The following is a 12,777-nucleotide window of genomic DNA, read 5'->3' as shown; positions in this document are numbered from 1 at the left end:
AGCACGCAAATACGAAAATATCAAAGATAAGCGGAGCTAATGTGCAGGAAAACGTGCAGATCGTGTGTACAGAAACAGGCTGCATTCTGTGAGCAGAGAATATAGAGCAGGCCTGAAATCTTTTTCAGAGGAGGAAATTATGACAGGAATACAGAAAAAACAGCGTCTGCTGACTATGATATTTGGAGCTTTCGCGATCTTTTTTACCGGATATCCCCATGTATGGTCTATTTACCAGCCCTATGTGATGGAGCAGGCAGGCTGGAGTCAGGGACAGGCATCCATGTGCTTTTATCTGGCACTGAGCACCTTTGTATTCGGAAATATCGTAGGCGGAAGGATGCAGAACCGCTTTAAGGAAAAGACGATTGTATGGATCGGAGGCGGGATCTTTGCGGCAGGAATCCTGGCATCCGCATTTCTGATCGTTCCTACACCGCTTCCTATGTATCTGTCCTATGGCGTGATGCAGGGATTTGGACAGGGAATGATCTACACGGTGATCCTGGCAACTGTGCAGAGATGGTTCCCGGACCGTACCGGATTTGCTTCCGGCGTTGTGGTAACTGCCAACGGACTTTGCGGATTTTTCCTGGCGCCGCTGAGTCGAAAGCTGCTGGAGGCAGAGGGTGTGCAGAAAACCTTTCTGATCATTGGGGCAGCCATCGCAGTTTCCTGGATTCTGTGCGGCATCTTTTTTCAGGCACCCGATAAGAGTCTGGTGAACGCAGGTGGCTCTGCGGCAAAGTCCGGAACATCGGAGATGAAGCAGTATACATCCGGAGAGATGATGCGTACAAGAAATTTTTATCTTCTTCTTGCGACCATGTTCTTTGGACTGATTTCTTATTTTATGGTTTCACCGGTATCCCAGACCTACCAGATCGACCTTGGGATCCCGTCTGCAGTGGCAGTCAGCGCCGTTATGCTTGGATCCATTGTCAATGCGGGAGCCAGACTGGTGCTTCCGACACTTGCAGATAAAGTGGGAAGGATCGTCTGCATCAAAGGAGTGCTGATCGTGGCAGTGATCGCTATGGGAGTTCTCGCTGTATCAAGATCCCTGGCAGTAACGGTTGCTGTTGTGCTGATGTACGGCTGCTACGGCGGCATCATGGGAAGCTTTCCGTCCCTGACAAGCGCTATTTTCGGAATGAAGCACACCGGGGAGAATTACGGATTTGTCATGTTCGGCATTGTATTTGCAACCTTTGGCGCACCGGCGATCTCCGGTCTGGTGAGTAGCAAAGGTTATGAGATGAACGTGGTATTTGGGATCGGAGCTGTTTTTGCAGTGATCGCATTGGTATGCCTGACTCTACTTGGACAGAATCTTGTGAAAGAGCATGCCGAAAAATCTGCCGGAGTAAAGAATGATACAGCACAGGTAAGCAAACCACAGGCAGAATAAGTCTGAATGTAACTGGATGCAGAGCTGTATCAGCTGCCGGATCAAAGACAGCTGACTGAGAATCAGAAAACAGAAAAACCTGGAAGAAATAAAATGCCTGTGGCTGATTTCTTCCAGGCTTTTTTTGAGTTGCCGGAATCAGATATTTCTGCTAGGATAACTGAAGGATGAGAAAATCAGATATCGTATTTGCCTGTTTATGGATGAGAGCGTGTGAAATACTGCAATAATAAGGAGTTGATGCATATGATCACCTGTCAGGATATACTGGAACTGCAACTGGACGTAGTGGAGCTGATCGCCGGGGAAAAAGGTCTCACAAGACCTGTCACATGGACCTATATGGTGCAGATCCGGCCTTTTGAGGAGCATATGAACCAGGGGAATTTTGCCCTGTGTGTGGTAGACTATGTCCGGTTTGACCTGGAAGAAGCCGGGAAAGCCATGGAAGAACTGTATGGGCTTGGAATTTCCGGCTTTGGGATTTCAATCACCGATGACAAAGAACCCGTCCCGAAGGAGATGATCGACAAAGCCAATGCGCTTCAGCTCTCGCTGTTTTACATCCGGTGGAAGGGAGCTTCTCTTGTGGATATTGCTCAGAGTGTGGGAAAGATCATCCTGGAATATGAAATGCAGAACAGGTGGATGGGAGATTATTTTGATCTGTCGTTTGAAGAAACCGTGAGACGACATAATACAAGAAACAGAGAATTTGGTGAAAAAGATATGCGCAGATGGTGGAGAGAAAAAGATTTTTCTTCAGTTCTCAGGGAACAGGCTATTACCTGCGAAATGGATACAGACAGTATTGTTGAGAAAATATACTCGGATTTGAACGCAGATCGCAAAGCGATTGCGTTCATGAGCATATAAAGTAAATGTAATACAAACATGTTCAGACTGGCAGCATAATTGCAATTATGCTGCCTTTTTTGCTGCTTTCCAGTACTTTTACCTGTCCGTTATGCTGTCTGACAATTTCACTGACAAGTGCAAGCCCCAGGCCGGCACCTCCCATAGCGCGGCTTCTTGATTTGTCCACACGGAAAAACGGGGTGAAGATTTTTTCCTGATATTCAGGAGGAATGCCGATTCCGGTGTCGGAGACTTCAAGAAAGACATAATTGACAGACGTGGATGTATCTGTTATTTCTTCGGAAAGATGGATATTTACGGTTACTTTTCCACCGGAGTGATTGTATTTGATCGCATTTTCCACAAGATTGTACACAGCGCGATACAGCAGCAGATAGCTTCCGGTAATGATGCAGTCCCCTTCCTGCTGGATCAGTTCAACTTCTTTCTGTTCCGCTACGGAAGCCAGGTCGCAGAAAACCTCATCCGTCAGTGCTGCCAGAGAGATCCTTTCGGAACGTTCAACAGTCTGTACACCGGTCATATCCAGGAGGATTTCAGCCAGATGGGAAAGTCGCCCGGTCTGTTCCTGGAGCATGGAAAAAATCTCCTGATAATCCTTTAAAGCAGGTGTTTCCCTGCGGGCAAAGACCTCCAGATTTGTCTGGATAACGGCAAGAGGAGTCCTAAGCTCATGGGCTGCATTGGCAGAAAACTGCTTCTGTGCAGTAAAGGCCTCATCCAGGCGTGCGAGCATTTTGTTAAATGAAATGGTCAGGCGGGAAATTTCGTCATTGGTAGCAGGAACTTCAAGAGCCTCTGAAAGGTTCTGGACCTCTATTTGGTTTACCTCCTGGCTGAGTCTGCGAAGCGGAAGTAATGCCTGACGGCTGATAAAATAAGTGCAGATACTGCTGAGAAGGATGATGATCCCTGTTACCATGAGTCCTTTGGTGAGAAAAAGTTTTTTGGTTAACTGCAGCTGATCGGAAAGCTCCGGAAATAAGACGGAGGGATTCATATTAAAGGTGATGGGAGCAGAATCTGTGTTATCGATCCGTATCATGTAATCTCCCAGATCCTCCATTCCGGCAACTGCAGACTGACTGATAAAAAAATACATCAGAATGCAGGTGACTGTCATAAGCAGCGCAGTGATCAGTGTCAGACGCCATTGAAGAGATAGCTTTCCGGTTATTTTTTCATTGTATATCCTCCGTTAAAATGTAACCCTGGCCGATCTTATTCTGTATCGGATCAAAGCCGAGAGCCGTGCGCAGCTTTTTTCGAAGAGAAGAAATGTGGACACGAATGGAATTGCTGAGACTGTTGACGCTTCCGTCCCAGATATGCTCGATCATTTCTTCTGGGCTTATGATACGGTTCTGATGAAGAAGGAAATATTCCAGAAGAGAACTTTCCTTTCGGGTCAGAGAAAGAGGAAGTCCATCGATACTGGCCTTTCTTGTACGGGTATCAAAGCTGATACGTCCGCATTGCAGACATACATCCTGCTGGATAAATTTCCTTCGTGTCAGACTTCGGATCCGTGCCTCCAGCTCTTCAAAATGAAAAGGCTTTGTGAGATAGTCATTGGCACCGAGATCAAGCCCTTCAACCTTGTCCTGGATCTGTCCTCTGGCAGAGAGGATCAAAACGGGAGTGGAAGTATCGGATTCCCGAAACTGGCGCAGGATTTCCAGACCATCAACGCCTGGAAGGTTCAGATCAAGAAGGATGAGATCATAATTTTCCACCAGACATAATTCCAGTCCTTCATCCCCGTCAAAACATGTGTCCGCTTCATAGCCATCCATGCGAAGTCCCTCCGCAATAGATTGGCAGAGCTGCTTTTCATCTTCGATTATCAATATATGCATAATAAATTCTCCTAAAAAACAGTTGATTTTGCTTTGTTATCTATCATATCATGTATAGCATAAAATTCCTGTAAATTTTTTCACTTCTTAACAGAGATTTTATACAGGGGATGATATAGTAAGGCTACAGAGAGCAAGATTTACATATAAAATATACGTCGGTTCCGGATATGGGCCGGTGATATCAGAAGGGAGAATATAAACAATGAAATTAAGAACACAGAAAATAACAGCACTTATGGCAGCAGCGGTATTAGGAATATCTGCATTTGGAAGCGTACCGGTAACGGCGGCAGAAAGCACGGAAACAGCAGATATCGGAGAGGCAATGGCGGTGGATGGAGAGGCAGTTTCATCAGATCTGGTAGCAGGTACATTTAAGCCTTCCGACGTAACCTGCAAGGCACAGGATTCTTATGAATATCCGTTTCTGGGACTGAAGCTTTCACTTTCGAAGGAGCTGTTAAATCAGATCAAGGATCAGAGCATTGCAATGCTTACTACGGAAGATTTTGAGAATCAGACCAATGCAGTGACATATGCCTATGTAAGCTGGAGCAAAATGACAGAGGAACAGAAAAATGCCGAAATACAGAAGATGGGAACCGGATATGACGACTGGGTGGCAGGTCTGGACAGAATTGGTACAATTGGCGTTTATGACGAAGCTTCACAGAAAAAACTGGATGAGATCACAGGCTGTACAGAGCATAAAGAGCTTGGAAGCAGCAGTGACGGGAAATACAAATATTATCTGAGCACCAACAAAGATGCAGATGAAAAGCTGACAAAGGAGCTGGAAAAGATCAAAACCGACATTACGGAAATGACACCGTATCAGAATATTTCCGTGTTTGAACAGCCACAGGATACCAGCGTCAACCCGGAGGATGTAAAATCTGTAGGAAAATTTGAAACAACAGGAATAGATGGAAAAACATATACAGAAAAAGTATTCAGTGACTATGACCTGACGCTGGTAAATATTTTTACAACCTGGTGCTCACCATGTGTAAAAGAGATTCCGGAACTTCAGGAGCTTTATAAAGAAATGAAAGAGAAAGGCGTCGGAGTAGCAGGCGTGGTGCTTGATACTACAGATGAAAAGGGAAATCAGGACGAGGAGGCAGTAAAAAAAGCAGGCATTCTTCAGGAAAAAACAAAAGCAGAGTATCCGTTCCTGATACCGGATACTACTATGATGAATGGCCGTCTGCAGGGGATTTCCGCATTTCCTGAAACATTTTTTGTTGACAAAGATGGAAACATTGTAGGTGATACCTATACAGGAAGCCATACACTGGACGAATGGAAGGAAATCGTGGAAAAAGAGCTTAAAAACGTTTCAAAGTAAAAGATGATCATTACGGAGAGTGAAAAAATGATTCGGAAAATAACAGCATCCAGGTGGATCGGACCTGCTCTGGCGGTTTTGGGGATTTTACTGATGATACTGGGAATCTGCAGGGGCGAGGTGTCTGTAGTTTTTACAAAAGCGATCAACATCTGTATGGAGTGTATTGGCATTGGATAATAAGAAGATGAAAATAAATGAATGGCCGCGGCATGGGATCCAGGCATTGTGGGCGGCCCTTACAAACAGTCACATATCAGGGTTTGTGACTGGAAAGATCTATACCGGAAAACTGAAAAATGTCTGTGTTCCGGGGCTGAACTGTTATTCCTGCCCCGGGGCAAGAGGGGCCTGCCCTATTGGTTCCCTTCAGGCTGTGATCGGAAGCTGGAACTTCAAGATGGCATATTATGTAGCTGGATTTCTGATCTTTGTAGGAGCGTTGCTTGGAAGACTGGTGTGCGGATTTCTCTGCCCCTTTGGACTGATCCAGGATCTGTTGAACAAGATTCCTTTTCCAAAGAAGATCCGGACATTTCGGGGAGATAAGCTTCTGCGAAAACTGAAATATGTGATCTTTCTTGTATTTGTGATCATACTTCCCATGTTTGTAGTAGATATCATGGGCCAGGGAGCACCATATTTCTGCAAGCTGATCTGCCCGGCAGGAACACTGGAAGGAGGTATCCCTCTGGTGCTGCTGAACAAATCCATGCGAAGTGCAGTAGGCTGGCTGTACATGTGGAAAAAATACAATCCTGGTGATCACTATTATCTTATCAATTATGATATACCGGCCATTCTGTAAGTATATCTGCCCGTTGGGAGCTTTTTATTCGGTATTTAATAAAGTTTCCGTTTTTCGTTACAGAGTAGATAAAGAAAAATGTGTTCACTGCGGAAAATGCAGAAATATATGCCAGATGGAGGTCGATCCGACGGAAAATCCCAACAGTGCAGAGTGCATCCGATGTGGAAGATGTAAAAAGATATGTCCGACACAGGCAATCCGGTGTGGGTTTGCAGGCAAACCCTGATACAGAAAAATACGAAAACGGTACAGCTTATAAAATATAAGGTGTACCGTTTTTTGCAGAAAACTACTTTTCCATATTATCTATCAGTAACATATTCAGCTGTTCCCAGCGCTTCAGATCTTTTTTTGTAAAAAGCAGCTGGTGGCGGAACGCTTCGGTAAGCTCCTGTGGTTTTAAAGTGATCACACATTTGAATGCGCAGGGCATCAGATCCGCACTGGAAATCCCACACAAAAGTCCTGTTGTAAAATCTCGAAGCTCCAGAGGATTAAAAATGTACAGGAGATCTTCTTCCAGTGGGTTATACTGATTTACAAAGGAAAAACGGATCAGCATATCACTGTAAAGAACTTTTCCGGTGTAAAAAATCTCACTGCTTCTTCCGTTGGCAGAAACAGAACAGATCGTTAAGGTTGCTTCGTATTTTCCAGATTCGCCTTTTTTTTCATAAATATCGATGACGCCATCCTTTGTACGCTGATATCGTCCATCGTAAAAGTAAAAATAGAGCCTCTGTGCCTGAAAAAACGGGCTTTTTTGTCCTTTTCCCGGTGCATTGGACGGTTCAATGGCTGTTTCAGGAAGACCAGTGGTAAGCTGGGACATAGATACCTGGAGAATCTGGCTGATCTCATATAAAGTTTCGATATCAACGGAGATATCTCCGTTTTCATATTTGCATATGGTAGCTCGGCTTTTATGGATGGCATCTGCCAGATCCTGCAGAGTCATCTTTCCGGCTTTTCGGTATTTTCTTATTTGTTCACCTACATAACAGGTAAATTCACTCATTTTGTTTCCTCATACTATCTGTTTTTCTTATTAATTTTCATTGAATACGATTATATCGGAAAAACAGGTGCTTTGTAAAGCAGTAAGAAACTTTTTGAGAATAAAATTTCGTAAAAAGAAACTTCTGCCATTTGCACTTATCTTTATTTAAGGTAAGATATAGCTGTTGGGCTGAAGGTTTCAGCCTATATCAAATATATACTTGAAGAGGGGAAATTGAAATGAAAGAAAAAGGAAGCAGCTTTTCCGGCTCAATAGGCTTTGTCCTGGCGGCAGCCGGAAGTGCAGTAGGAGTTGGAAATATCTGGAGATTTCCATATCTCTGTGCCAAAGATGGCGGAGGACTTTTCCTGCTGGTTTATCTGGTACTGGTACTGACTTTTGGATTTGTACTGCTGACAACGGATGTAGCACTTGGGAGAAAGACAAAGAAAAATGCATTGAGGGCTTTTGAATCTCTTGATCCAAAGTGGAAATTTTTAGGACATTTAACGTTTCTGGTTCCGGCATTGATCATGACCTATTATTCTGTTATCGGTGGATGGATCGCAAAATATTTTTTACTTATATTATTTCTGATGGGAAAGATGCGGCTTCAGATGGATACTTTACATCATTTATTACATCAGATATTGCACCCATTGTATTTATGCTGATCTTTCTGGCACTGACTGCCTGGATCGTATTTCGTGGTGTGGAAAAGGGAATCGAAAAGTTTTCCAGGATCATTATGCCGGGGCTGATTCTTCTGATCGTGATCATTGCCATTTTTTCACTGACACTGTCCCATACTGATACGGATGGAACTGTCCGCACCGGTATGCAGGGGCTGGCTGTTTACCTCAAACCGGATTTTCATGGACTGACGGTAAAACGTTTCTTGGAGATCCTTTTGGATGCGATGAGCCAGTTATTCTTTTCCTTAAGTGTATCTATGGGAATCATGATCACTTATGGTTCTTATGTGAAAAATGAAGTTAATTTAAATAAAGCAACAAATCAGATTGAGATCTTTGATACCGGCGTTGCGTTTCTTGCAGGAATGATGATCATACCGGCTGTTTTTGTATTTCTCGGAAATGATGGAATGGCTTCCGGTCCAAGCCTGATATTTATCTCACTTCCAAAGGTTTTTGACGCCATGGGAGTATTTGGCCGTCCGGTGGCAATTGCATTTTTCCTGATGATGGGATTTGCGGCACTGACTTCCTGCGTGTCTGTCATGGAGACACTGGTTGCAAACTGCATGGAACTTTATCATAAGCCACGTAAGAAAATGTGTGGTGCTGTCGGAATCTATTCTCTTGTTACAGCAGTACTGATCTGCCTTGGTTATAACAAACTGTATTTTGAACTTAAACTGCCAAATGGTTCTGTTGGACAGCTTCTGGATGTGATGGATTATATCAGCAACAGTTTTCTGATGCCGTTTATCTCACTTTTGACAAGTATTCTGATCGGCTGGGTGATCGGCCCTGACTGGATCATAGGAGAAGTGGAACGAAATGGGGAACACTTCAAACGGGCAGGGTTATATCGCTTTATGATCCGTTATGTAGTGCCGGTTGTAATGCTGATATTATTCCTGGTATCTACAGGATTTGCAGATTTGATTTCATAAGTGTGGTAATATGTTTATGGCGTCTGGACAGTCGCATTAACGGATGACCAGTACAAGATACGATTAAACAACAGAGGATTTGATGAAAAAAGATATGTACGAATGTTGGAGAGAAAACTAGTACATAGAACGGAAATGATTCAGAAAATTAGACATAGCTCACTTTAAAAGTGAAAAAATAATTTGATAATTTCTTGACAAGTACTAATAAATATGTTAGTATTCAATCATCAAATTAATAAAGTCTTCGGTGACTGACGGAATTGTGGGATAACCACGAGGGAGCCGGAGATTCGATGAGTCGACCGTCTGGGCAGTATTTGAAGAAATTCAGATACTGCTCTTTTTTATGGGATAAAAAGATCCGGACGGTTGCTGCGGAGAAAGGAGAACATTATGGGATTCAAAAGTGACATCGAGATCGCACAGGAGTGCACAATGGAGCCAATTACCAAGATTGCAGAGAAAGCAGGTATTGATGACAAATATCTGGAGCAGTATGGTAAATACAAAGCAAAGATCGACTATAATCTCCTGAAAGAAACAGACAAAAAAGACGGAAAGCTGATCCTTGTAACAGCCATCAACCCGACACCGGCAGGTGAGGGAAAAACGACTACAACCGTAGGTCTTGCAGATGGAATGCAGAAACTTGGAAAGAATGTTATGGTAGCTCTTCGTGAGCCATCTCTGGGACCGGTATTCGGTGTCAAAGGCGGTGCGGCAGGCGGCGGCTATGCACAGGTAGTTCCGATGGAGGATATAAACCTTCATTTTACCGGTGATTTCCATGCGATCGGTGCGGCAAACAACCTTCTTGCAGCAATGATCGACAACCATATCTTCCAGGGTAATGAGCTGAACATCGATCCGAGAAAGATCACATGGAGACGTTGCGTGGATATGAACGACCGTCAGCTTCGTAATGTAGTAGACGGACTTGGCGGAAGAACAAACGGTATGCCGCGTGAAGACGGATATGACATCACTGTAGCATCTGAGATCATGGCAGTTCTCTGTCTTGCAAGTGATATCAAGGATCTGAAAGAGAGACTTTCCAGAATCATCATCGGATACACTTACGGTAAGGTTGCTGAGCAGAAACCGGTAACAGCAGGAGACCTCCACGCAGAGGGTGCTATGACAGCACTTCTGAAGGACGCTCTGAAACCGAACCTTGTACAGACACTGGAGCATGTTCCGGCGATCGTTCACGGCGGACCATTCGCAAACATTGCTCACGGATGTAACTCCGTAACCGCTACAAAGATGGCTATGAAGCTTGCTGATTATGCCATCACAGAGGCTGGCTTCGGTGCAGACCTTGGAGCAGAGAAATTCCTGGATATCAAGTGCCGTATGGCAGGTCTTACACCAAGTGCAGTTGTTATCGTAGCAACCGTACGTGCCCTGAAATACAACGGTGGCGTTGCAAAAGCGGATCTTAACAATGAGAACCTTGAGGCTCTTGAAAAAGGTATCCCGAACCTTCTGAAGCATGTAAGCAATATCAAAAATGTATACAAGCTTCCATGTGTGGTAGCTATCAACGCATTCCCGACCGACACCAAGGCAGAGCTTGATTTTGTGGAAGCGAAATGTAAGGAGCTTGGCGTAAACGTTGCACTTTCCGAGGTATGGGCAAAAGGCGGCGAAGGCGGAATCAAGCTTGCTGAGGAAGTTCTCCGTCTGGTTGAAGAGCCTAATGATTTCACATATGCATACGAACTGGAAGGTTCCATTGAGGACAAACTGAACCAGATCGTACAGAAGGTTTACGGTGGCAAGAGAGTGGTTCTGACTGCAAATGCCCAGAAGCAGGCGAAACAGCTGGAGGCACTTGGATTTGGCAACTGTCCGATCTGTGTAGCTAAGACTCAGTACAGCTTAACAGACGACCAGACAAAGCTTGGTGCTCCGACAGATTTCGAGGTAACAGTAAGAAATCTTAAGATTTCTGCAGGTGCAGGATTTATTGTTGCACTGACAGGTGAGATCATGACCATGCCAGGTCTTCCGAAAGTACCGGCAGCAACCAAGATCGACGTAGACGAGAGCGGTAAGATCACAGGACTGTTCTAATATAAAGATTTTTTGAGGGGAATTCAGATAGAAAGCGGTAGAGCTTGCAAAAATAGAGGCTCTGCCGCTTTTTATATTGTTGTCTATTGCTCATGGCGGCGGTCCAGCCATTTACAGATGTAGTGGCCAACAATGTTCCCGGCCAGAAGGGTAAAGAACAAAGCAACATATTTCTGCATGGTGTTCACCTCTTTCATTCAGGATTGTATCTGCATTATATCATATTTCGAATGAAAATAATTGACTTTTTGCGGTGAATGGACTATGCTGTGTGTAGCTAAAGAAAGTAATTATGCTTATCATGGGCAAAGCAAAACCCCCGGAAGTGGTCGAGACTTCCGGGGGTTTTTGTTCCGTTTATGTAAGGTGGTTTAATCCTTTAGGCTGTTACTGCCTGTCGTTTCTGCCCAGCCATTTGCAAATGAAGTAGCTAGCCACATTTGCCATAACAGAAACAAAGAAAGTAATTATAGAACTTGTCATGGGACTTCACCTCCTTTCTGCTGGAGGTTCGGCAGCAACAGCATTATAGCATGTTCAAAACAAAAATGGTATAATATTATAAATTGTCAAGAATATCAGAAATCTCCTGCTGCTTGTTGGGATAAAACTCACAATGTCGAGGAAATCGCAGAGGGGACGCGCATGTGACATTTGCGTTAATTAAGAGGAATCCTATAGAAAAAATTGTAGAGATAAATGAATGTGGGGGGAAATATGGTATACACATGCAAATATAAATCGCTAATCGGAGATATTTTACTTGCCGCAGATGAAATCGGACTTACCGGTCTGTGGTTTGAAGGACAGAAATATTTTGCAAATACACTTCCGGAAGATTATGTTCCACAGGAAACGAAAATTCTCACAGAAGCAAAAAAATGGCTGGATGTATATTTCTCCGGTGAAGAACCGAAATTTACTCCGCCACTTCATCCCACCAGTTCAGTATTCAGACAGGAAGTGTGGAAGATTTTATTACAGATTCCCTACGGACAGACGATCACATATGGAGAAATTGCGCGCAGAATTGCAGTGATGAAAAACACTTCCCATATGTCCGCCCAGGCAGTAGGCGGTGCGGTTGGACATAATGAAATTTCCATTATCATTCCCTGCCATCGAGTCGTAGGAACAAATGGAAGCTTGACGGGCTATGCCGGAGGAATTGACAAAAAAATTTCACTTCTCAAGCTGGAATATACAGATATGAGCCGTTTGTTTATTCCAAAGAAAGGAACTGCACTGTAAAACTCAGGCTGAGAGGACGGTCTGGTGCAGGCGTCCACGAAAAGACAGATATTTTATTTATGAAAACATGCTATGAAAATTGCCAGCAGGATTTCGGAGGAATAATTATGGGAAAAATACTGGATGAAGATTTAATCTACGAGATACTGTCCGTGGTGGAAGAGATACCTGAGGGAAAAGTGGCCTCCTACGGGCAGATCGCACGGCTGATCGGGCGGGATAAAAATTCACGTCTTGTAGGAAAAGTCTTAGGTATGGCAGAATTTTACGGGAAGTATCCCTGCCACAGAGTTGTGAACCATGCAGGGCGTACTGCACCAGGCTGGAGAGAGCAGAAGATGCTTCTGGAAGACGAGGGTGTGGAGTTTAAGGCAAATGGATGTGTAGATATGAAGCAGTATCAGTGGGAGGAGTAGTGTTTTATGAATTATAGAAAGTAGAAATATGATGCAGATCCCGGAGCTTACAGAAGTTCTGAAGCTGAAAGCAGG

General features: G+C 44.1%; 10 protein-coding genes, 2 pseudogenes and 1 riboswitch. Of the genes and pseudogenes, 9 read left to right on the top strand and 3 right to left on the bottom strand.

The features are described from left to right. The first annotated feature begins 139 nt into the window (after nt 1-139). A complete protein-coding gene (locus CK1_RS16480) occupies nt 140-1,411 on the top strand; it encodes an MFS transporter (RefSeq protein WP_306289010.1) in 1,272 nt (423 codons plus the stop codon). A gap of 246 nt (nt 1,412-1,657) precedes the next feature. Further along, a complete protein-coding gene (locus CK1_RS16475; RefSeq protein ID WP_015527269.1) occupies nt 1,658-2,287 on the top strand; it encodes a PucR family transcriptional regulator ligand-binding domain-containing protein in 630 nt (209 codons plus the stop codon). A gap of 22 nt (nt 2,288-2,309) precedes the next feature. Here CK1_RS16475 and CK1_RS16470 read toward each other — a convergent pair whose 3' ends face one another. Then, nucleotides 2,310-3,392, bottom strand: coding sequence for a sensor histidine kinase (locus CK1_RS16470; RefSeq protein ID WP_306289009.1), 1,083 nt, complete (start codon nt 3,390-3,392; stop codon nt 2,310-2,312). A 79-nt stretch (nt 3,393-3,471) separates the two neighbouring features. Then, nucleotides 3,472-4,149 carry a response regulator transcription factor gene (locus tag CK1_RS16465; protein WP_015527267.1) on the bottom strand — a complete coding sequence of 226 codons (678 nt, stop codon included), beginning with the start codon at nt 4,147-4,149 and terminating at the stop codon, nt 3,472-3,474. Nucleotides 4,150-4,354: 205 nt separating this feature from the next. Here CK1_RS16465 and CK1_RS16460 point away from each other — a divergent pair, with 205 nt between their 5' ends. The 3 genes and pseudogenes from CK1_RS16460 to CK1_RS16450 all read left to right on the top strand — a co-directional run bounded on the left by CK1_RS16460 (nt 4,355) and on the right by CK1_RS16450 (nt 6,540). After that, entirely contained in the window at nt 4,355-5,503 is a 1,149-nt protein-coding gene (locus CK1_RS16460) for a TlpA family protein disulfide reductase (RefSeq protein ID WP_015527266.1), read from the top strand. Between the two features lie 27 nt (nt 5,504-5,530). Further along, entirely contained in the window at nt 5,531-5,683 is a 153-nt protein-coding gene (locus tag CK1_RS16455) for a CD1871A family CXXC motif-containing protein (RefSeq protein WP_015527265.1), read from the top strand. 7 nt (nt 5,684-5,690) lie between these two features. Then, nucleotides 5,691-6,540: pseudogene (locus tag CK1_RS16450) on the top strand (4Fe-4S binding protein). 63 nt (nt 6,541-6,603) lie between these two features. On the opposite strand, the gene CK1_RS16445 reads toward CK1_RS16450, so the two are convergent. Then, a complete protein-coding gene (locus CK1_RS16445; RefSeq protein ID WP_015527263.1) occupies nt 6,604-7,332 on the bottom strand; it encodes a helix-turn-helix domain-containing protein in 729 nt (242 codons plus the stop codon). 221 nt (nt 7,333-7,553) lie between these two features. Between CK1_RS16445 and CK1_RS16440 the strand changes: the two are divergent. The 4 genes and pseudogenes from CK1_RS16440 to CK1_RS16425 all read left to right on the top strand — a co-directional run bounded on the left by CK1_RS16440 (nt 7,554) and on the right by CK1_RS16425 (nt 12,702). Next, a pseudogene (locus tag CK1_RS16440) lies at nt 7,554-8,953 on the top strand (sodium-dependent transporter). A 240-nt stretch (nt 8,954-9,193) separates the two neighbouring features. Then, a riboswitch (ZMP/ZTP riboswitch) is annotated at nt 9,194-9,275 on the top strand. Between the two features lie 74 nt (nt 9,276-9,349). Next, nucleotides 9,350-11,035 (top strand): formate--tetrahydrofolate ligase, encoded by a 1,686-nt coding sequence (locus CK1_RS16435; protein WP_015527260.1) that lies wholly within the window; start codon nt 9,350-9,352, stop codon nt 11,033-11,035. A gap of 717 nt (nt 11,036-11,752) precedes the next feature. Next, a complete protein-coding gene (locus tag CK1_RS16430; protein WP_306289008.1) occupies nt 11,753-12,286 on the top strand; it encodes a methylated-DNA--[protein]-cysteine S-methyltransferase in 534 nt (177 codons plus the stop codon). A 107-nt stretch (nt 12,287-12,393) separates the two neighbouring features. Further along, nucleotides 12,394-12,702, top strand: coding sequence for an MGMT family protein (locus tag CK1_RS16425; protein WP_015527257.1), 309 nt, complete (start codon nt 12,394-12,396; stop codon nt 12,700-12,702). Nucleotides 12,703-12,777 lie beyond the last annotated feature (75 nt).

It is taken from the genome of Ruminococcus sp. SR1/5, assembly GCF_000209835.1.
GTDB classification, from domain to species: Bacteria; Bacillota; Clostridia; order Lachnospirales; family Lachnospiraceae; genus Blautia_A; species Blautia_A fusiformis.
The sequence above is the reverse complement of the archived record's forward strand: the minus strand, read 5'-3'. Positions and strand labels throughout refer to the sequence as shown.